Source organism: Calothrix sp. 336/3, assembly GCF_000734895.2.
Lineage (GTDB): Bacteria > Cyanobacteriota > Cyanobacteriia > Cyanobacteriales > Nostocaceae > 336-3.
In genome coordinates, this window is sequence record NZ_CP011382.1 from 225,392 (window position 1) to 247,124 (window position 21,733).

Consider the following 21,733-nt stretch of genomic DNA (forward strand, 5'->3'; position numbering starts at 1 on the left):
AATCAACTATGATTAGACATACACAAAATCTAGACACATACTTCTCCAGGTCAGACCCACTGTCTTTTAACAGTCAATGTCCTTTATCATAGAACTTTTTGAAATCTAATTAGCAAACCTATACAAAAGTATATATTCACCAAAATATATATCTGGTGACAAAACCTATTCCTCATAGACCAAAGACCTGTGGATTTTGCGTTATGCTGTCCCTAATACCCCCTGTGTCAAGATGCAAAAATCAATTAGTAACCCTAGATAATACCAACTATTAACCGGACTGAAGATTCCTAGTTAAATCAAAGTTCTTTTGTAATAACTTTTATCTGCAATTTGGGTATGAATCACCATTCCTTGCTCCCTTAATTCTTCTAATTCCTTAATTAAATCTTCCGCAGATAAGCCAGTCAAGGAGACTAATTCCTCTAGTTCTGCCCGACCTTTTTGTTCTAGTGCTTCAATCACATATTTTGCCTTAATAGGTAAATATTGCCAATTATTTCGTCTATCTTTGAGGATAGGAATACCCGTTAAAACACCCGTTTGCGCTTCCACAACCGTATCAATTTGAATCCCTTCGTTATTGATTTCAAAGTAGCGAATTTCTTTGCTATGTTGGGAACCACGCACTTTCATAATATTAATTGCCCGTCCCATTCTGCCTGCCAATTCTACGTAGCGGAGCAAAATCACATTATCGACAACAAAAGATACGCCATATTCACTCAACTGAAAAGGACCAAACATTTCTGGAATTTCATTAGTGAGTAAGGTTGTCACCCCTTGGAGTTTAAACTGATTTACCAGGGCATAAATATAGTCTTTAAAACGTACTTTGTCTGGGGTGGCAATTTCAATATCTTTGAGGGAGTCAAGGAGTACCCGCTTTGCCCCGATACGCTGTACCATTTCTTTGACGTGGGCAGCATGGACATCTGGTTGAATTTCCACAGGAGAGCTATATAAATGTACTAAAAGTTCCTGCTCTTCCATTGCTGCTAAATCCCAACCAAAGGAGCGGGCAATTTCTCGCAGTTGGTGGGGGTTCTCTTGGAAAGTCACAATCACTCCCGGTTCTCCTTGGGCGATACCAGCTGTGATTAAATGTAGTCCCAGGAGGGTTTTACCAGTACCAGCACCCCCTGCAACCATAGTCGCTGAACCTCTAGGAATTCCCCCATCTAGCATATCGTCCAGGGTGGTGACACCAGTAGTTGCTCTTTGAGAATGAAGTTGAATATCACCCAAATCGCCGAGAAATTTAATCCGAGGATAAACAGTTAACCCGGTATCACTGATATTGAAGGGATGTAAACCAGTAAAATAGTTTTCTCCTCGCAATTTTAAAACATCTATGTAGCGTTGATAATGGAGTCCTTGGGGATGGTTGTGCAGACGAATAATACCATCGGCGATCGCAAAGATGGGTTCCTTTTCGATTTCTTCCTGGGTGTACTCTCCAATTAAAAACGCTGTCACACCCCAGGTAGTTAAACGTACCGACAAATCATATCCAAATTTGCGCACCTCCACTGGATCCTTCGCCATATCATGGATAGCCTTGAAACTATCAATCGCAACCAGAGCTGGCTTATAATCCTGGACGTGTTTCACAATCACCGCGATCGCGTCTTCCAACCCCTTTTCGCGAATCACTTCCCCGATGTCTAAATAAGTTACCGCAGTGTTGACTTTTTCCGCATCAAAAAAATCAAATCTTTGCAGGTAATGAAGTAACTTCACAGATGGTTCTGATAAAGTTACCAAGTATAAAGCATTACGCTCCGGCGTGGCATTGCTGTAGAGAATTTGTTGGGTAAAAATCGTTTTCCCCGCCCCTGGAGGTCCTGTGATGATATTAATAGATAATTCAGGGATACCACCTGAGAGAACACCATCCAAACCAGGAATACTGGTTGGCAGTTTACCCAAGGGTTGCCGTCTAGGATTGATCATATCAATCTTCTTCCTTCAATTTCCTTCAAGAGCTGCCGTACGAGAATGTCTCCCGTTAACATGGCGAGGATATCAATTAAATTTGTAATCACTTCTTTGAGAGCTTCTCGTAAAACGGGTTTCTCTTCTTCCCCCAAACGCTGACGCAACACCTCAAAAGATACTCCCTCCGCAGTTGCTTCTAAGTTTTTAATCAGGGGGTACTTTTCCGCAGTCAGAACTAACGCTCGTTCCATAATTGCTGTCACCGTCACCCTGCCTAAAGTCGGCATAATCCGGTTCCAGATGGTTTGCAGCAAATCTTCGTAGATTTCCAAAACCTCCTCTTTGCGGGCGATACTTTTAGCGCGATCTACACGCTCTTGTACCACTTCTTCGACGCTGGCGCTAGGTTGGTTATTATCCTCTGGTGCAGGATTTTGATTGGGATCAGTCATGGCATTTCCCTCTGGGTGCTTAGTTCAACAGCAGCAGCCAAGATATTTTGACTGATGTTGCTAACTGTTGTCTAAGGGTAAAGGTGAAGGTCATGGATTCACTACCCTTTGAGCAACTTTTGGTTTTGCTGCGTGCATTCGTTTCCTGCCTTATGAACTACCAGTGTTTTAGTCTACTATGACCCAATGCAGATTTAGTAGTCTAATTTTCACTAGCATTCACTATAACTGTTACACTCCAAGTATTTGAAGCTTACTTCATAAAACCTCACGGGTTTGGGGAAGGGTTGAGAGGAATTGCGAAAGATTGCCTTGATTAACCTTGGTTTAACTCAATCACATTGCCATCGGGATCTTGAGTAAAGATTGCTGGACGACCAGAGGCACTAGATTGGATCAAACAGTTATAATTTAGGAGCTGCTGTTTAGCGGCATCTAAGTCGGAAACTGAAAAAGCAATGTGGGGATTGCGTCCCCATTTTTCATGTTTTGCGCCAACAGAGAGTTTTTCCGCGACAATTAGATGAATTTGGTATGCACCGACTTGATACCATGCACCAGGAAATTTCATCGGGTGATCGCTCTTTGTTAATCCCAAGACTTCACCGTAAAACTGTTCGGCACGTTGCAAATCAGTCACAAGGATTGCTGTATGTAAAGGTTGCAAAATCTGCATGGTTGAGGTATGGGGGAATGGGTGATCAGAAATAGGTAATACTGGTTAATCATTCGCAATATTTGCTCTGCGAAAAGCAAGCGACACGAAGGCAATAAAAAAATCCTGATTGGATAAGGTTTTCAGAATATATGTTGTTTTACTGATTTTCTATTGTCTGCGACGAAATTTCAATATCTAAAATCAGTAATCTCTCAGATTTAAACTCAGTTCACAGAGGTTTGATAAATATTATAAAACTGTAATCATCTGTTGATGGTATGGATAATTTTTCAACGATTTGCAAAATCAAACTACTCAAACTTACCAGTTATTTTATATCGCTACACAATCTTTCTCAATTAAATAAATGCGAATATTTTCTATTTAAGGTTGGTTAAACCATAGATTAAAAACCTATTGACTGAAAATTTTCTCAAAAAAACTTATCAATAAATCAATTTATTTTTTTATCCAAAAAATGAAGTTCAGGGATAAAGTGTAAATATTTTTTAAAGAGAAAAGAACTATATTTACCGAGAAAGTAAGATAAAATAATCACATTGATTTTGTTATCTATTAGCTATCTTCTAAGGATTGAAAGTCAAAGTATAAACCTTGCCCAAGGGATTGCAATAATACTGAGTGGTATGTTCAGCTTTTGTTTGTAAATCAGTGCTATTATCCATATACGATAAACAAAAGAGTTTTGGGAAGCTTTGCAATTTGGGCATCTCAGGCAAGTCTTGAGATATACAGCAATCATATACTAGTTTGCCTTGGAGTCAATCATACATACTTGTATTTAGATAATATTGCTTCAAGGAATACTATTTCTATATTTGTATACTAGGAAGAAAGCATGGATTTTGACCTTTGTTTTCAAAAGCTGATGGTTTCCTGATATACATTAAATAGGATACTTAGACAAAAGATTATCAATGGATGGTGCAGCTATGAGCAATACATCTTCAAGATATTGGAAGATTTGGCGAATTAATCCTGCTACGGAGAAGTTAGGATATGAAAAAATTTCATTGGCGATCGCCCAAGGGTTTATCCAAAATCAGTTACTTAATATCGAAGATAAAGATAATAGTTACACACAAGATTTTTTATTATCGTATTTTCACGGACAGAAAAATAATTTAGATGCGATTAATCGCGCTTATAGCGGTCTGTGTCTGCGATGTTATATTTCCGAACCAATTCTAAAAGCATGTAAAAAAATAGACTCATTGTTCAGTGGTGAGAAGCAATTTACCTACCGAGATTTATTACCCTTTGTTCTAAATGATGATGGCAAAAAGTTAATGATTTTGGACAGAGATGGTAAAACTCAACTAATAGTAGATGACAATGGTCAAACAAAAGTATACACATATAGATTTTTCTCTATCACTGTATTGCAAACATTCAATACTGACTTGCAATCTCGCATGAGCTTAGAGAATTGGACTTATTTACAAACTAAGCAAAATCCAGAATTAAAGAAATTTTTATCAGAGTTTGGTTTTAAAAATTTAAGTGATTGGGCATTATTGAATCGAGTTGGTATCAAACAAGTCGAACGTTTATCAATCCCAGAACAGCATATTATCAAAGCGTTTCATAGTGTTTATCGTCGAGATAGACAAATGCAGCATCATCGGGGAGCAAAAAGATGTCCCGATCCCACCCATGAGCAATTGCAGGAAATGTTAACTTATTTGCAAAAATCCCAAATTGCAATTCCATCTCCTGGCGATTTGATGAAAGAACTCAAGCATATTACCCTGCAATTACGACAATATGATATTTGGAATTCTCGGGAATCTCTAGATATCTTCGACGATGAAACTCAGACATACCAGACACGACGCGATTTACCCGTTGATTCCATCGATGAAGAAGATATAGAGCAACGGGAATTTTTACAGTTCTTACATCAAAATCTCTACTTAATTTTGAGTGAGGCAATTCAGCAAGAAGTAACAGCTAACATCAAAAAATTACAACAAAGTCAAAAATATGCACCTTTTGCTGATAAATATATTCCCGGATTACAACTATACTACTGTCAAGCAATGTCCTTAAAAGAAATTACTCCAGAATTAGGGATGACAAGTTGGGATCAAGCCAGACGAATTTTAAACCCTGGGGAATTGTTAACAAAGGTACGCACAAAAACTATAGAAAAGATGCTGGAAGTTATTTTAAATAAAGCCGTAGAGACAGGTTTGATAAAAATGCCCCCGGAAGCAAGTTATATCAAAAATCTATCTGAACAAATTGCAGATTATGCAGATAGGGAAGTGTTTCAAGCAGCAGCAGAGGAAATCCGAGCAGGTAAAAATCGTAAGATGGATAGTGTATACGCAGAAAAACTTCGTAATTATATGCAGAGTCACTGTATCTCAGATATAGAAGTGAAAGCCTAAAAATATCATTTTGTCAATGTGTAAATGCATAAAGCAATTATTATCAATCTTGGTAGCGGTGATTTAAACAGTGGTTTTCCCCATGTGACAGTTCAACTGTGGGTGAGTGGGTATTCCCGACCACAGCAATTTGTCGGTAGCTTACCTGCTGCACCAATTTTGGTAGGACTATATCATAATTGGCAATCTATTTATACACATCTTTGTAGTCGTTTGGTGGGTGTTAAAGAACTTCGGAAACAACCATTCGTTCCATGTGTTGACGAGGAAGATTGGGATGATGAACTCGAAATCATTAGTGAAGGGGTTACGAATGTTTCCCAAATTAGTTTTGAGGAAGTTTGCCAATTTTTAGCAGATAATTTGAATGCATGGCTGAGTACCACAAGTTTTGCTGTTATCGATGCTCAATTACGTTCACAACTGGATAGAGAATCGGAAATTCAGGTAACGCTGGAAACTAATGATGAGATATTACAGCATTTACCTTGGCATTGTTGGCAATTTTTACAGGATTATCCCCAAGCAGAATTAGCACTTTCCCAACCTGAGTATATCCGTCAATCACAAAAACCACGAGATAATAATAAAATTAGAATTTTGGCGATTTTAGGTAGTACGGATGGTATTGATTTAGCCGCAGAGCAATGCTTTCTGGAAGAGTTAAAGGATGCAGAAATTAAGTTTTTAACGAATCCAACCCAAACTGAATTAAGCACTCAATTGCTGGATTCCCAGGGGTGGGAAATTCTCTTTTTTGCTGGTCATAGTCATACTGAGGGTGAAACTGGGAGAATATATTTGAATGATAATAGTAGTGATAACAGTTTAACAATTGCAGAGTTACAAGAAAATTTAAAAATAGCGATCGCCAATGGTTTGAAATTAGCGATTTTTAATTCCTGCGATGGGTTGGGGTTAGCCAATACTTTGGGAAAATTGTATATTCCCACGATTATTGTCATGCGCGAACAAGTTCCTAATCGAGTGGCTCAAGAATTTTTTCAAAATTTCCTACGAGGATTTGCCCTTGCCCATCTATCATTATATGTATCAGTCAGGCAAGCCAGGGAAGAGTTACAAGCTATCGAAAATCAATTTCCTGGTGCTTCGTGGTTACCTGTAATCTGTCAAAATCCAGCAATTGAACCGCCAACATGGTTAAATATCACAGAATCCGTAAGGTTAATTCTTTCTGCGGAAAAGATATATGCTTTGCAAAAGATTTTACTCAATTTCATTGGACCAATTGCCCCTAGCTTATTGCAAAATTTATTAACCCAAGTCAGTAATTCTGATGATTTACTAGAGCAATTATTACCCTATTTATCTACAAGCCAACAAGTTGATTTTCAACAGCAGGTAGACTTACTTTTCCACCAAATAAACCCCAAGGAATCAATATTATTTGTTGAAGAAGCTGGTGACATTGTAGATGAGGAATTTATCCGGAAATGTCAACAAGTTTTAACGGAGGTAATAGGACCTATTGCCAGTATTTTAATGCAACAAGTGTTAAATTCCAGTGATAGTCATTCAGGTTATGTAAATAGCGATCGCCACAAATTAGTTGAAGCATTGGCAGCAAAAATCCCTGATTCCCAACTGCGAAGTAAATTTTACCAGGAAATTTGCCAAATAAATTAGGGTTTTGGTTGAGTTTGATTAATTAAATCCATGGCAATCAGTAAACTAGCTCGCATCCGCTCAAAGGCGATCGCCAGTAAACCAATTTCATCTTTGGAGTCGTCTTGAAAATTACTACTCATATCACCTTTACTAATGGCATTGGCTGTGGTAGCAATATTCCTAATTCGCAGAATCACAACTTTTTTCAGGAGAAAATTAATCAGTAAGGTGACTGCAATAAAGATAGAAGTCACGATCACCATAATATTGATAAAAGCTTGTCTGGCTTTGCGAAACACTTCCTCCGAGGGAACATAAACCATTTGAGCAGCAACAATATCATTTAATTTCCAACCAAAACCACGTTTACCATAGGTAGCGATTAAACTTTTAGGAGCAATTTCGGGACGAGAATGACACTGTAAACATCTCTTTTCTTTGACAATAAATGGGCGAGCAGTATAAAATCTGGGTGTTTTCTTATCAGTACGAAAACCAGTAATTTCTGCTTTTTGAGTTTGGGATTTAAACTGGTTGACTAATTGAGTTTCAAAGCTATCCGCTTGATCTAGGGGATTGGTAGGATTGAGAGCTGCATCTTTGTATTTGAAGTATTTATATGCGGAATTTTTACTTAAATACTGAGACACTTCACGCACAGAATAGGTGGGAATGGCTTCGGGAATAAATTTTGAAACCTGAGTTAATTTGGGTGCTAATAAAGGATTAACGTGGTCTTGAGTATAAAATCTCAAAGAGTTCATCGTTTCCATCAGTAATTCTGCTTGAATGGAAATTTCGTATTGCGCTCGTTGATAAAGTATGCTTGATAAGGTGACTCCACTCAGAATCATCCCCAGAATAAAAGTCACAATTAAAAGTAAATTAAATTTGGTGTTAATGTGTAAATTTTTAAATTTAGCATTGAATTTAGCCATATTAATTACGCAATATTTCCCCTGACTCTGGGAATTTCCATAATTTATTGTTGAATTATTGTACCAATGATTCGCAATGTGCAATTACTCCTATTCCAAAAGTACATAGTACCAAAGAGCATAAGTTGAAAAACTCGACGTTTATTTATAAGATGACAAAGCCTAAGGGCTATTTTCCAGAAAATTCTCATTTTTTTTCTCGATAGACTGCATAAGTTTTTTTGACCCACACCTATTTACCTACATACATGAGGTAAAATCATGCCACACCCTGACTCTCCCACAGATTTAAGACTTTTATTACCAGAAACCGTCTGGTTAGAAGCCGAACACTTTACACTTGCCAAACAAACGAGTTCCTTAAATACGACTACTGAGGAAAAATCCTGGCAAGTTTACTTGAATACCTTAGGATTACTTGCCCTGGAGGTATGGTTAAATGATAGACTTGGCTTGAATAATGGGAATAATTCGTCCTCCCAACCAGTGATTGAGCGCGATATCAACACCGCGATCGCCATTGCTGGTAGTCTGAAATTAGGTGATTATAAATTTTGCGCGATCGCCAGTGAACATTTCCTGGATGAAATTGTCAGAATACCCCAACAGTTAATCGAAAAACCAGAGTTAACACCGCACTTTTATGTACTGCTTGAGGTGTTAGAAGAAGCGGAAGAAGCTGTGATTCGAGGGTTTTTGCCTCACAATCAACTAGTTGAGATACAAAATAATCAGCGATCGCCACTAGATGATGGTTGCTATCAAATCCCATTATCATCCTTTGATATTGAACCAAATCATCTCTTAGCTTATTACCGTTATGTGCAGCCATCTGAGTTTACTGTACCTATCGTTAATAATCAAGTTGAATCGGTTAATTCCATCAGCGAAAATGTCACCAATTTCCTGAGCGATAGTACAACTAAATTAAGTCAATGGTTACAAGGGGTAATTGATGAAGGTTGGCAAACAATCGATTCTTTGATAAATCCAGAATTAAGTTTCGCTTTCCGTACTAGAAACCGAGAGATGGATACAAAAAGAGCCAAAATTCTGAATTTAGGCTTAGATTTAGGAAGTAAAAAGTTTGCCCTATTATTGAATATTTCTTCTGATGTTTCTCCGGATACCCCAGCAGATGCGCCTCCAGAAACAGTGAATAAAATTAGGGTATTGGCTCAATTATATCCTCTGGAGGGAGAAAGATTTTTACCGCCGAATATTCAATTAACTTTACTCTCAAAAGCTGGTAAAACTCTCCAAGAAGTTACAGCCAGAGTTCACGATAATTATATTCAACTCAAACCCTTTAAAGGTGAGCCAGGAAAAAATTTTACTCTTCAGGTGAGTTTAGGAGATGTGAGTGTGAAGGAAAATTTTGAACTGTAATTCCAGATTACGTATAAGATAGTAGTGTTACTAGCAATAAAGCAGATATTTTCTGGAATTTTCATACTTGCATCTCAACCGTCTTATGTAGTTTGGGTACTTGGCGATGCTAACGCGATTCGTTGAGAAACAAAACCCCTGATTGCTCGAATTTTGTTGGGTGTCACTTCATTCAACCCAACTGAGAATTATCCTTAACTGAATTATATAGAGTTTTCCACTCCGACGATGGTAGCTAATCGTGCGGGTGGGGTTTTATTTAAATTATTTCAAAAACGCCATATTACCTGATTTTCTTTCTACCCTGCAATCAAAGTGCATAAGCTGCTCTTGCTTTTGTCTATTAACACGCAAGGGGAATATTTCTGTAGATAACCTTAAATCAGGTAAATGCTTCTATGAAAAAAATACTTATATTATCAGCAAATCCCAAGAATACGAACCAGTTACGCTTGGATGAGGAAGTTCGGGAAATTAAAGCAGCACTCAAACTTAGCAAAAATCGTGAACAGTTTGAAGTTATTACTGAGTCAGCGTTACGGGTAAATGATTTACGGCGATCGCTACTGGATAATCTACCCCATATCGTTCACTTTTGCGGACATGGTGCGGAAAATGATGGTTTGGTGTTGGAGAATAAGTTGGGACAAATGCAGCTTGTGAGTAGTGAATCTTTAGCTGGTTTATTTGAATTATTTGAGGAACACGTGGAATGTGTTGTGCTAAATGCTTGTTACAGCGAAGTGCAAGCTGAGGCGATTTATCAACATATTGACTGCGTAATTGGCATGAATCGTGCCATTGGAGATGTGGCTGCAATCGAGTTTGCAACGGGTTTCTATGATGCCCTAGCGGCAGGGAGAAGTTATCGAGATGCATTTAATTTTGGTTGCGGAGCGATTGATTTACAAGGGATTTCTGAGTCAAAAACACCACAAATTAAAGCGAGAAAAAATCTGTCTGCTTTCAATCAAGAAATACCAAAACCATCAAAAATATCCGAAGAGCAACCGAAACAATCTCAACAATCTAACAGTGGTATTTCCCAAAGTGTTTCCGGTGGCACAATGTACGGCGGGATGATCGCATCCCAGGGAGAAAATAACCAACAAAGTATGACTAATGCCCAAAATATCAATACATCGGAGAAACAAGAAAATATTGCCGTAACGGCGAATGAAATTCACAAACTTTTACAACACTTAGAGGAGAATAATCTGAGTCAAACTAATTACCAAAAGATGATGATTGTTGCGAAAGCTGTAGAGGAAATTGAGAATCAGCCAACTTTCAAAGCCCGTGTTGTCGGCGCAATCAAAGCGGGTGGGGTGGAAGCTTTCAAAGAACTAATTAATCATCCGTTGGTAAATATTTTGATGGCTGCTATTGATGGCTGGCAAATTTAAGTCAGTATTGGCAAATTTTTACTCATCAGAAATTTGAAATTTTATTAGTACAAAATAATCAGATTATCTTAGATAAACAAGGAAAAATTATGACTCATACTGGTATTGAACAACAGTTAGAAAATGCCGAAGTCCATGGAGGAATCCTGGCAACTCAGGGTAACAAAAATGTCCAGGTACATGGTGAAGGCAATGTCCTGACTTTTAATCAAACCGAGATTTTACAAATTTCTGCGGAGACGATAACCAGTCGAACATTAACTACAACATCTCCCTACAAGGGATTAAAACGATTTGAATCAAGTGATAAAGAATTGTTTTTTGGGCGCGATAATTTCATTACAGCTTTAGTTCGTGAGTTAGAGCAAACCAACTTAATTTTACTTTTAGGTGCAAGTGGTAGCGGTAAATCTTCGGTGGTGCGTGCAGGTTTGATTCCCTGGTTAGAAAGGAAATATGGGGCGAAATTTATTAATTTGATATTTACCCCCGATGCTGACCCCTTTGACTCTTTTTATGCAAGTTTACTCAGTAAATATTCCCAAGCCGAGGCGAAGATTGCCCGCGAACAGAAGGCAGAAACTTTAATTAATGTCGTAAATAATCTCAAAAAAGATGGTGAGTATTGGTTGATTTTTATTGACCAATTTGAGGAACTATTTACTATCAGTAATGAGGATAGACGACGGGAATTTATCAATGGTTTAATGCGGTTGAGTCAAGCCAAATTGCCGAATGTGAAAATTATGGGGACGATGCGGGCTGATTTTTTGGAAAGATTGAGCGATTTTCCCCAAATTGTGGAAGCGACACAAAAGTATCGTCCGATGATTGTCGAAATGCAGCCAAACGAGTTGCGTTTAGCAATTGAACAGCCGGCGGCACATCATGGGGTAATTTTTGAACCAGGATTTGTGAATAGAATTCTTGCCGATATTCAGGGGCAAGCGGGTTGTTTGCCTTTGTTACAGTACACTTTAAACTTAATCTGGGAAGATGAGATAAAAACTGGTAGTATTAATGACCGCACTTTGAATATTAGTACATACGACGATTTAGGCGGTGTCAAGGGTGCGCTACAACAACACGTAAATTGTTTCTATAAAAAATTGTCACCATCGGAAAGGCTGGCTACCCAAAGAATTTTTCTCAAGTTAGTGGGAATTGGGGAAAGTGCAGAATCGGGGATTGAGTGGAAACCCGTTCGTCGCAGAGCGATGTTATCAGAGTTTGGTGATGATGAGCGGGATATGTTGTTAAAGTTGGTGAATGAGAATTTGTTGGTAAGTAATGCTGACTTATCAGCAAATGAAACATCTAAAAAGGGTTTCTTTGGCTCTTCCAAATCGGGAAAATCTCACTCGACAGTCGAAATTACCCACGAAATTTTGCTAACTTGTTGGGATAAATTAGATAATTGGATTCAAACAAATCGCCAGGGTATTGCTATCCGTAACCGTCTCTACGAAGATGTGCAACGCTGGCAAACCAAGAAATTAGAAGATGAATTGTGGACTGGTTCCAAATTAGAGCAGATTTTGGAACTGAAGAAAGATGATAATTTTCATCAAGTTTTGGGTGGATTTAATCACGAAGCAAATCAGTTTATTGATGCAAGTGTGGAATTACGCGATCGCCAGTTAAAAAGAGCGAGAAGGTTTGCTCTTGTTGGCTTTACCCTCGCAGGATTGGCAACTGTGTTTGGTGGGTTTGCCTTTGTACAACAGCAAGAAGCCCAAAAGCAAAACATCATTGGGATGACTCAAATCGCGGAGTCTCGTCTTCTGACTAGCAACGAATTAGATGCTATGACAGAAGCCATCAAAGCCAAGAAAAAATTAAATAATCTGTGGCTAAAAGATGCCAAGACTCGCACCCAGGTAGAACTAGCATTATTAAATACAGTTCACAGCCTTGCCGCACCCCATACCTTGGGAGGACACGCAGAGCAGGTGAATGGGGTGAGCTTTAGCCCCGATGGCAAGACGCTGGCTTCTGCAAGCAATGACAACACGGTAAAACTATGGGATACCGATACGGGCAAACTCCTTAAAAGCCTGACTGGACACACAGAGTGGGTGAATGGGGTGAGTTTTAGCCCCGATGGCAAGACACTGGCTTCTGCAAGTGGAGACAACACAGTAAAACTCTGGGATACTGCCACGGGCAAAGTCATTAAAACCCTGACTGGGCATATAGACTCAGTTAACGGAGTCAGCTTTAGCCCCGATGGTAAAACACTGGCTTCTGCAAGTGGAGACAACACAGTAAAAATCTGGGATACCGCCACAGGCAAAGTCATTAAAACTCTAACTGGGCATACAGACTTTGTTCATCGGGTGAGTTTTAGCCCCGATAGAAAGACACTGGCTTCTACAAGTAATGACAACACGGTAAAACTATGGGATACTGCCACGGGTAAAGTCCTTAACACCCTGACTGGGCATAAAAATTGGGTTAATGGGGTAAGCTTTAGCCCCGATGGCAAGACACTGGCTTCTGCAAGTGCTGACGACACAGTAAAAATCTGGGATACTGCCACGGGTAAAGTCCTTAACACCCTGACTGGGCATGAAGGCGATGTTTCTGAGGTGAGCTTTAGCCCCAACGGCAAGATGCTGGCATCTGCAAGTTATGACGACACGGTAAAACTCTGGGATACCGCCACGGGCAAAGTCCTTAAAACCCTAACTGGGCATACAGACTCGGTTTTTGGGGTGAGCTTTAGCCCTGATGGCAAGATACTGGCTTCTGCAAGTGGTGACAAGACGATAAAACTCTGGGATAGTAACACTAGCAAAGTAATGAAAACTCTAGGTGGGCATACAAACTTGGTTAAAGGGGTAAGCTTTAGCCCCGATGGCAAAATGCTAGCTTCTGCAAGTGGTGACAACACGGTAAAACTCTGGAATACTGACACGGGCAAACTAATTCAAACTCTAAGTGGACATACAAACTGGGTTAATGAGGTAAGCTTTAGCCCCGATGGCAAGGTGCTGGCTTCTGCAAGTGGTGACAAGACGATAAAACTCTGGGATACCACCACGGGCAAAGTCCTTAACACCCTGACTGGGCATACAAGCTATATCAATGGGGTAAGTTTTAGCCGCGATGGCAAGGTGCTGGCTTCTGCAAGTGATGACAGGACGGTAAAACTCTGGGATACTGATACGGGCAAACTCCTTAATACCCTAACTGGAGATACAGGCTTGGTTCGTGGAGTAAGCTTTAGCCGCGATGGCAAGATGCTGGCTTCTGCAAGTGCTGACAAGACAGTAAAACTCTGGGATACCGCCACGGGCAAAGTCCTTAAAACCCTGACTGGGCATCAAATGGTGGTGTATGGAGTCAGCTTTAGCCCCGATGGCAAGACACTAGCTTCTGCAAGTCGTGACGGGATGGTAAAACTCTGGAATACCGCTACGGGCAAAGAAATTAAAACCCTGACTGGACATACAAACACTGTTAATGGGGTGAGCTTTAGCCCTGATGGTAAGATGCTAGCTTCTGCAAGTGCTGACAACACGATAAAACTTTGGGATACCGATACGGGTAGAGAAATTAAAACCCTAACTGGGCATACAGACTCGGTTTTTGGGGTGAGCTTTAGCCCCGATGGCAAGATGTTGGCTTCTGCAAGCAGTGACAACACCGTAAAACTGTGGAGATGGGATGTTGATTATTTACTCAGGGAAGGGTGCGATTTTATGCGCGAGTATTATAAAACCAATCCTCCTAAAGATGAGAGCGAGAATAAAATGTGCGATGGTGTTGGCAGTGGTGCGTAAAACTTGTTACCGACAATGATTCATTTAGTTGTAATCAATTTGGGATATGGCAACTTATCCGAGGGATTTCCTGTAGTGACTGTGGGGTTACGGGAAGCTGACAATCCGCGATCGCAACAATTTATGGGGAGTTTGCCACCTGCACCGAATTTGATAGATTTGTACCGCAGTTGGCGATCGATGTATGAAAATTTTTGTGTTCGTTTAACTGGGACTTCTGTTAGAAATTATACTGATGATGATGAACTAGAAATTGATGAAGCTGAGATTACTAATGTTTCTATTTTAGATTTTGATGATGTTTGTCAACAGTTACAGCAAAATATTAATAATTGGCTAGATTCATCGTCAATTCTGCATATTAGTCGATTTCTACGTGCTGCACTGCACCCCACCGATGAAATTCGGGTAATTATTGAAACTCAAGATATTATCATCCAAAAATTACCTTGGCACTGTAGCAATTTTTTTCAAGATTATCCCCGTACAGAGATTTCCTTTGCCAGACCTGAATATCAGCGTACTTTTCATGTAGAATTATCGGAAGCTTCCCGCCGTCAAGTGAGAATTTTGGCAGTTTTGGGTAATTCTCAAGGGATTAATTTAGAACAAGAAAAGAAATTTTTACAGAGCTTACCAGATGCAGAAATTGAGCTAATTATTCAACCATCACGGCAAGAATTTAATGATAAACTTTGGGATGCTCAAGGGTGGGATATACTCTTTTTTGCTGGGCATAGTCAAACGGAAGCAGAAACAGGGATAATTTATATTAACGAGCATCCGACAAATAATAGTTTAACTATTGAGCAGTTAACAGAAGCATTAAAAGCGGCGATCGCGAAGGGTTTAAAAATCGCAATTTTCAATTCCTGCGATGGTTTAGGATTGGCGCATAGTTTGGAAAAATTAAATCTTTCCACGACAATTGTCATGCGTGAACCTGTACCTAATCTTGTAGCGGAGGAATTTTTTAATTATTTTTTACAAGCATTTGCTTTTAACCAGAAATCCTTATATACGTCAGTGCAACAAGCAAGACGCAGATTGCAAGGTTTAGAAGACGATTTTCCCGGTGCGAGTTGGTTACCTGTAATTTTTATTAATCCTGCGGAGGAAGCACCAACCTGGGAAAGTTTAAAGAATAATTTACCAGGACAACTAACTTCTCAAACACAAATTACTCAACAGCGTCAGGATTGGGGAGATGCAATTGATGTATCTAAATTTTATGGACGTGATGATGAAATTAATCAACTTAAACAATATATTATTTCCGATAATTGCCGCTTAATTACAATTATTGGTATGGGTGGGATTGGGAAAACTGCTTTATCTGTAAAATTAGCGAAATTGGTAGAGCCGGAATTTGATTGTTTAATTTGGCGTAGTTTACGCAATGCACCACCTGTAGAAGAATTATTGAGTGATTTAATCGGTTTTTTATCAGCAGAGCATCAAATAGTTATCGCTCCTTCCCTAGAGAAACGCATCTCACAATTAATAGATTGTTTAACTGCTTCCCGTTGTTTAATAGTTTTAGATAATCTCGAATCGGTATTAGACAGTAAGCAACAAGCAGGCAATTATCGACAAGGATATATAGGATATGGGCAACTTTTACGCTGTTTAGGAGATGCTCAACATCAAAGCTGTGTTTTGATTACGAGTCGGGAAAAACCTAAGGGATTAAATGCCAGAGTTGGGGAAAATTTACCTGTGCGATCGCTAACATTAAAGGGGTTAAATTATAGCGAGGGCGAATTAATTTTACATCAGAAAGGTTTATCTCCATCCACAAGGGAAATTCATCGTTTAATTGAGTCTTACGGAGGAAATCCCCTAGCTCTGAAGATTGCCGCAACAACAATTACAGAATTATTTGCTGGTAGTATTAGCGATTTTCTGGCAACTGGCACAATTATCTGTAACGACATTTTTGAACTACTCAATCAACAGTTACAGCGTTTGCCATTCTTGGAAAAACAAGTCATGTACTGGTTGGCAATTCATCGAGAATCGGTATCTCTGAAAGAATTACAAAATAATTTAATTGATACTAGCAAACCTAGAGATTTAATGACTGCTTTGGAATCGCTACAATCGCGCTGCTTAATTGAAAATCAAGGAGGCAAATTTACCCAGCAACCAGTCGTAATGGAGTATCTTACAGAAGAATTAATCGAAGAATTTACCCAAGAGCTTTATTCCCAAGAAATTAACCTGATAAATAAATATGCTTTCATCCAAGCTCAAGCTCCCGATTACTTAAGAAATGCTCAAATCCAATTCATTCTCCAACCCATTGCCGATAAAATATTAGAATTATGGGTGACAAAATCACAAATCCAAACAAATTTACAGCAAATTATCACTCAACTTCAATCCTCACAACTTCCCCAACCAGGATACGCTGCTGGTAATATCATTAATCTCCTGCGACAACTAAATATACAACTGAATAATTATGACTTTTCTCACCTGAATATTTGCCAAGCAAACCTACAAGGAATCAACTTACAACAAACAAACTTCGCTCATTGTAACTTCCAAAAATCCCTATTTACCCAAACATTAGGTAGTCTACTAGCAGCAAAATTTAGCCCCACAGGTAAACTATTCGCAACCGCAATCGAAAATCAAATTTATCTTTGGGAAGTTGAGAATACCCGACAAATATTCACCCTGGAAAGTCATACCGCGTGGGTGCGATCGCTCGCTTTTCACCCAGATGGCAATATTCTTGCTAGCGGTAGCAATGACAACACAATAAAACTCTGGTATTCGGAAACAGGCGAATACTGGCAAACCCTTACGGGTCATACATCTACCGTCCAATCTTTGGCTTTTAGTCATGACGGTAACACCTTAGCTAGTGGTAGTGATGATAACACAGCAAGACTGTGGAATTACTGCACCCAGGAATGCTTACAAATTTTCTCCGGACACAGCAAAAGTATCATCTTTGTCACCTTCCATCCCCAGAAACACATCTTAATTACTGCCAGCATCGATAACACCGTCAGAATATGGGATATTGCCACTGGTGAATGTCTGCAAATCTTCAATATTCATCTTAACTGGCATCTGGCGATCGCCCTCAGTCATGATGGTAAAATTTTAGCTACTGGTAGCCACGGCAACACCATCAAATTCTGGGATATCTCCAACGGTGAATGTATTCAAACTCTGGAAAATTACCACAGTTTTGTTTGGTCAATCCTATTTAGCCAGGATGATCAAACCATAATTACTGGTAGTGAAGACAACACTATTAAACTCTGGAATATCTCCACAGGAGAATGCCTACAAACATTGCAAGAACATCAACAGCGCGTTTGGTTAGTGGATTTACATCCCCATAGCTCTAAATTACTGAGTATCAGTGAAGACCAAACTATTAAACTTTGGGATATCACCTCACGACGCTGCTTCAAAACATTAACAGGCTATAGTAACTGGATATTATCCCTCGCATTCAGTCCCGATGGTCAAACCTTAGCTAGTAGTTCCCAAGATAAAAACATTCGATTCTGGGATATGCAAACCCAAAAATGTCGCCTCACCCTGCCAGGACATGATAATTTAGTCTCAGCGATCGCCTTTGCACCCAGAGATAATCATCTTTTAGCTAGTGGTAGCGACGACAATACCATTAAACTGTGGAATCACCAAGGAAAATCCCTGCACACATTACGAGGACATTCAGATTGGGTATATTCCGTCGCATTTAGTCCAGATGGTAAAATTTTAGCCAGTGGTAGCCGCGATCGCACCATTAAAATCTGGAATGGGGAAACCGGGGAATGTCTGCATACCTGCGTGGGACATGAAAATCGTGTCAAATCAGTCACCTTTCATCCTCATGGTACTACCCTCGTCAGCGCTAGCGATGATCAAACTCTGAAAATTTGGGATGTCAATAATTTTACCTGTTTAAAAACCCTAATCGGACATCAAGATAAGCTTTCCTGCGTAGTTTTTAGCCCCGACGGGAATATAATTGCTAGTAGTTGCTGTAATAAAATCATCAAGCTCTGGGATGGAAATACGGGGGAATGTCTGCAAACAATATCCGCTCATAGCTCTAGAATTCGCGCGATCGCCTGGACTCCAGATGGTAAAATTTTAGCAAGTTGCAGTGATGACAGCACAATCAAACTGTGGGATATCCATAGGGGTGAAAATATCAGAACCCTTACAGGACATGATAAAGCCATATGGGCGATCGCGATTAGTCCCGATAATCAGACATTAGCTAGTGGTAGCGAAGACCAAACAATTAAATTATGGCATTTACAAACAGGTGAATGTATGCAAACTTTAAGATGTACTCGACCCTATGAAGGTATGAATATTTCCTATGGGACGGGTTTAACAGAAGCTGAGAGAACAATCTTAAAATCCCTAGGTGCATCAGAACAATCGGATTAATTAGAGTTTTCAATAAAAAGAATATCACTCCCAGGAAAAATATTAGTATTGTCCATAACCCTTTATTATGTATAAGAGATAGCCCAAATATTAACACCATATTTTCCTTGCACTTATGAGTATAGAAAATCAAGAACCAAACACATCTGATGTTTCTTCTCGTTCTCCAGGAGTTACAGATAGAAGTCCCAATACAACCAAAAATACATCTCAAGATTCACCAGGAGTCACAGATAGAAATCCCAACATCATAAACAACACGTCTCAAGATTCACCAGGAGTTACAGATAGAAACCCCAATACAACCAAAAATACATCTCAAGATTCACCAGGAGTCACAGATAGGAATCCCAATTCCACCGGGAATACATCTCTAAATGATAATCAAGCAGGTGATAGTCAAACCAAATAATGGGAATAACCTACTATATAAAACATAAAAAAGGGAGGGTTTAATTAACCATCCCCATTTTCTAATTCACAAAAACTTTAATACATCAAGAGAGTTATAATACCTGCAATCAAGTCCATAACTTGTATCGCAAATCAAGTGAGAAGGGATAATAAATTATTTCTAAAATCCCTCGTTTTCTCAGTCTTATACTGATGTTGCAACCTCAACCATAATAGGAGTCAAAAATAGTTGAGCTTCAGCTTCCCTTCTTGCTAAAAGTCCTTTCTCAACATTGCTTCCAGGGTTACGATACTTGATAAAAGTTTCCCGAATTTTAGTCCAATCACGATTCTGTAAGACTTTAGTAATGGAATCAAATCCAGAAGCACCATAGAATTTACTTCCTAAATTGTAACCAAAGCTGAGTAACGCTCCCTGTTGATTGGAATTGAGTTCTCCCCAGCAAGGTATTTTTTCTAAATCAGGTAAATAGTTTTTTTGCAACTGATAAATTAACAAATCATCAGCTTCTTGTTGAGAAATCATTTCCCCAAGATACCACACACTACCATCACGTTTTTTGGTTGAACCCCAACCAATTGTGATTGGTTCCCGTTTTGTTAAAGGGTCAGGATATGCTTTCAGATAACAACCTTCAAAACGTTTAATTAACTCAATTCCACGAGCGAACTTAGTTGTAAAATTAGAGTTATTTTGACTGGGAACTTCTTGAGCTTCAATGAGTTTTTTTGCAAAGACCGGATTGATAATTTCAGGTAAACCAAAAGCTTGGGCAAATTTGACCATTGAACGCTTTGTAATAGGTCCATAAGCACCATCCGCAACCCCAGACAGTAATTTGAGATGGACAAGACGAGCTTGAATTTGTTGTGCTAATTCCTGGTCTTGTTTTAAATAGTCAAACTCAAGGGATTGATTAAGAAAGATAATATCTTGAAGTCTCATGTTTCTAATTCCTAAATAAATTGTACTTTTCCTCTATTGCTGCCAAAATTCGTTGTTTTACATCATCTTGATGACTCGACCGATAATGGTAGAAACTAACCGAATATTCCTCAGGGTATTAACTGTATTATTCATAGTTTGTAATGCACCATTTAAAGACGCGATCGCCTGACTGAGTTCCGCTTCTAAAGTCTGCATTTTTGCTAATACTTGCCCTAAATCTTGCTTTTCCAACTGGTGAAGATTATTTTGATAAGATTCCCGATAATTCACAAAATCTCTCTGCTTTGACTCATCTACTTCTTTTTCAAATGCCAATTGAATCTCTGCGGAATAGAGTTTTAGTACTTGCTCTCTCATCTGAGAAAGTAAATTTTCCGTAGTTACCATTATAAAAGTTATCCTGATAGTTAATTGTTCGTGATTGTTAGTTAGACTTTTGACTATGTTCCAGTAAGGCTAGAAATGAATCAATATCTTGTAAGGAAGCATTGAGACGTTCAGAATTAATTTTCCCTTCCACAGATGCAGTATAAATATCTTTGAATTCCTCTAAAGCTTGACTAGCTTTTTTCAGTTCTGTAACACGCTGATCAGTTAAAAAGATTTGCTTTCGTTCTTGAATCCACTGTGAGACAATTCCATCATCCATGGGTTGTGCTGCTATCAATGGACGAATTAATAAGCGCTGTTCTCGTGCTTCGGTCGTAATTGCAACTCTATGTTGCATAAATTCACCAAGAGACTTGAGCATTTCCTGTTGAATTGTGAGTTCTTGGAGAATTACAGGATGACGCTTTTCTAGCTCTTCTTTTAATACACCTTCGATTTTAGAGTTAACAATCAGTTTGCCAATATTTCCAACTACACTAGGACGAGATAATATAGTACTTTTCTGAAGGTCAGAACTAATTTTTTGCATATTTCTCGTAACTTCTTCGATTTCGACTTTCACCTTTTCTGGTGTATCCGAATTGGCAAGTTCTTTCAGCTTGCTAAAATAACGCCGTAGAAGGTGATTATGTTCACGGATATCAGCGATAGTTTGGACAATTTCCTTATCCTTGGTATTTAGCTCTTGATAATCCTTCAGACTCTGATTGGATAATCTATCATCTAAAAGTATTTTCTCCGAGCTAGAATCAATTTGGAGGTCGCCAGCTTTCACTAATAACTCATCAACAGCAGTTGTATATTTATTTCCAGCTTCTGTCACTTTTTGATATTCTTTACTATAGCGACAACCTGTTGATAAGGTCGCAACTACAGTTACTAATAAAAATGTCCTATGGAATTTATTAAGCATAATAATTAATCCCTG

14 protein-coding genes are annotated in these 21,733 nt (G+C 38.9%); 7 read left to right on the forward strand and 7 right to left on the reverse strand.

Annotated elements, in window-relative coordinates; translation table 11 throughout:
- Window positions 1-294: 294 nt before the first annotated feature.
- From IJ00_RS00975 to IJ00_RS00985, 3 genes are all read right to left on the reverse strand, one after another.
- Window positions 295-1,956 carry an ATPase domain-containing protein gene (locus IJ00_RS00975; protein WP_035149132.1) on the reverse strand — a complete coding sequence of 554 codons (1,662 nt, stop codon included), beginning with the start codon at window positions 1,954-1,956 and terminating at the stop codon, window positions 295-297.
- Window positions 1,953-2,393, reverse strand: a complete 441-nt coding sequence (locus IJ00_RS00980) for a hypothetical protein (RefSeq protein WP_035149134.1) — start codon at window positions 2,391-2,393, stop codon at window positions 1,953-1,955. Before IJ00_RS00980 ends, IJ00_RS00975 begins: the two co-directional genes overlap by 4 nt.
- A gap of 316 nt (window positions 2,394-2,709) precedes the next feature.
- Window positions 2,710-3,069 (reverse strand): VOC family protein, encoded by a 360-nt coding sequence (locus IJ00_RS00985; RefSeq protein WP_035149135.1) that lies wholly within the window; start codon window positions 3,067-3,069, stop codon window positions 2,710-2,712.
- Window positions 3,070-4,004: 935 nt separating this feature from the next.
- Between IJ00_RS00985 and IJ00_RS00990 the strand changes: the two genes are divergently transcribed.
- Together IJ00_RS00990 and IJ00_RS00995 are read left to right on the forward strand one after the other, a co-directional pair.
- Window positions 4,005-5,468 carry a hypothetical protein gene (locus IJ00_RS00990; RefSeq protein ID WP_035158262.1) on the forward strand — a complete coding sequence of 488 codons (1,464 nt, stop codon included), beginning with the start codon at window positions 4,005-4,007 and terminating at the stop codon, window positions 5,466-5,468.
- Between the two features lie 24 nt (window positions 5,469-5,492).
- Window positions 5,493-7,115: a CHAT domain-containing protein gene (locus IJ00_RS00995; RefSeq protein ID WP_052754350.1), complete on the forward strand. Its 1,623-nt coding sequence runs from the start codon at window positions 5,493-5,495 to the stop codon at window positions 7,113-7,115.
- Here IJ00_RS00995 and IJ00_RS01000 read toward each other — a convergent pair.
- Window positions 7,112-8,035 carry a DUF3365 domain-containing protein gene (locus tag IJ00_RS01000; RefSeq protein WP_035149136.1) on the reverse strand — a complete coding sequence of 308 codons (924 nt, stop codon included), beginning with the start codon at window positions 8,033-8,035 and terminating at the stop codon, window positions 7,112-7,114. The two genes, IJ00_RS00995 and IJ00_RS01000, sit on opposite strands and share 4 nt — an antisense overlap.
- Window positions 8,036-8,296: 261 nt before the next feature.
- Here IJ00_RS01000 and IJ00_RS01005 point away from each other — a divergent pair, with 261 nt between their 5' ends.
- The 5 genes from IJ00_RS01005 (at window position 8,297) to IJ00_RS01025 (ending at window position 19,464) form a co-directional block, all read left to right on the forward strand.
- Complete coding sequence (locus IJ00_RS01005) at window positions 8,297-9,424, forward strand: DUF1822 family protein (protein WP_052754351.1); 1,128 nt, start codon at window positions 8,297-8,299, stop codon at window positions 9,422-9,424.
- A gap of 398 nt (window positions 9,425-9,822) precedes the next feature.
- A complete protein-coding gene (locus tag IJ00_RS27380; protein WP_082127234.1) occupies window positions 9,823-10,830 on the forward strand; it encodes a CHAT domain-containing protein in 1,008 nt (335 codons plus the stop codon).
- A gap of 89 nt (window positions 10,831-10,919) precedes the next feature.
- On the forward strand, window positions 10,920-14,618 hold the full coding sequence (locus IJ00_RS01015) for a PQQ-binding-like beta-propeller repeat protein (RefSeq protein WP_052754352.1): 3,699 nt from the start codon (window positions 10,920-10,922) through the stop codon (window positions 14,616-14,618).
- A gap of 15 nt (window positions 14,619-14,633) precedes the next feature.
- The gene (locus IJ00_RS01020; RefSeq protein ID WP_035149139.1) at window positions 14,634-19,052 is read left to right on the forward strand and encodes an NB-ARC domain-containing protein; all 4,419 of its coding nucleotides are present in this window, start codon (window positions 14,634-14,636) and stop codon (window positions 19,050-19,052) included.
- Between the two features lie 115 nt (window positions 19,053-19,167).
- Window positions 19,168-19,464, forward strand: a complete 297-nt coding sequence (locus IJ00_RS01025; protein ID WP_035149141.1) for a hypothetical protein — start codon at window positions 19,168-19,170, stop codon at window positions 19,462-19,464.
- Window positions 19,465-19,650: 186 nt separating this feature from the next.
- On the opposite strand, the gene IJ00_RS01030 is transcribed toward IJ00_RS01025, so the two are convergent.
- From IJ00_RS01030 to IJ00_RS01040, 3 genes are read right to left on the reverse strand one after another with little or no spacing between them, the layout of a single operon-like run.
- Window positions 19,651-20,412, reverse strand: coding sequence for a glycoside hydrolase family protein (locus tag IJ00_RS01030; RefSeq protein ID WP_035149143.1), 762 nt, complete (start codon window positions 20,410-20,412; stop codon window positions 19,651-19,653).
- Between the two features lie 57 nt (window positions 20,413-20,469).
- Complete coding sequence (locus tag IJ00_RS01035) at window positions 20,470-20,802, reverse strand: hypothetical protein (protein ID WP_144415957.1); 333 nt, start codon at window positions 20,800-20,802, stop codon at window positions 20,470-20,472.
- A gap of 37 nt (window positions 20,803-20,839) precedes the next feature.
- Complete coding sequence (locus IJ00_RS01040; RefSeq protein ID WP_035149147.1) at window positions 20,840-21,718, reverse strand: hypothetical protein; 879 nt, start codon at window positions 21,716-21,718, stop codon at window positions 20,840-20,842.
- Between the last annotated feature and the right edge of the window lie 15 nt (window positions 21,719-21,733).

Excerpts from the sequence above, each read along its gene's own strand:
- IJ00_RS00975 (WP_035149132.1), bottom strand. The coding sequence starts at position 1,956 with ATGATCAATCCTAGACGGCAACCCTTGGGTAAACTGCCAACCAGTATT.
- IJ00_RS00980 (WP_035149134.1), bottom strand. The coding sequence starts at position 2,393 with ATGACTGATCCCAATCAAAATCCTGCACCAGAGGATAATAACCAACCT.
- IJ00_RS00985 (WP_035149135.1), bottom strand. The coding sequence starts at position 3,069 with ATGCAGATTTTGCAACCTTTACATACAGCAATCCTTGTGACTGATTTG.
- IJ00_RS00990 (WP_035158262.1), top strand. The coding sequence starts at position 4,005 with ATGAGCAATACATCTTCAAGATATTGGAAGATTTGGCGAATTAATCCT.
- IJ00_RS00995 (WP_052754350.1), top strand. The coding sequence starts at position 5,493 with ATGCATAAAGCAATTATTATCAATCTTGGTAGCGGTGATTTAAACAGT.
- IJ00_RS01000 (WP_035149136.1), bottom strand. The coding sequence starts at position 8,035 with ATGGCTAAATTCAATGCTAAATTTAAAAATTTACACATTAACACCAAA.
- IJ00_RS01005 (WP_052754351.1), top strand. The coding sequence starts at position 8,297 with ATGCCACACCCTGACTCTCCCACAGATTTAAGACTTTTATTACCAGAA.
- IJ00_RS27380 (WP_082127234.1), top strand. The coding sequence starts at position 9,823 with ATGAAAAAAATACTTATATTATCAGCAAATCCCAAGAATACGAACCAG.
- IJ00_RS01015 (WP_052754352.1), top strand. The coding sequence starts at position 10,920 with ATGACTCATACTGGTATTGAACAACAGTTAGAAAATGCCGAAGTCCAT.
- IJ00_RS01020 (WP_035149139.1), top strand. The coding sequence starts at position 14,634 with ATGATTCATTTAGTTGTAATCAATTTGGGATATGGCAACTTATCCGAG.
- IJ00_RS01025 (WP_035149141.1), top strand. The coding sequence starts at position 19,168 with ATGAGTATAGAAAATCAAGAACCAAACACATCTGATGTTTCTTCTCGT.
- IJ00_RS01030 (WP_035149143.1), bottom strand. The coding sequence starts at position 20,412 with ATGAGACTTCAAGATATTATCTTTCTTAATCAATCCCTTGAGTTTGAC.
- IJ00_RS01035 (WP_144415957.1), bottom strand. The coding sequence starts at position 20,802 with ATGGTAACTACGGAAAATTTACTTTCTCAGATGAGAGAGCAAGTACTA.
- IJ00_RS01040 (WP_035149147.1), bottom strand. The coding sequence starts at position 21,718 with ATGCTTAATAAATTCCATAGGACATTTTTATTAGTAACTGTAGTTGCG.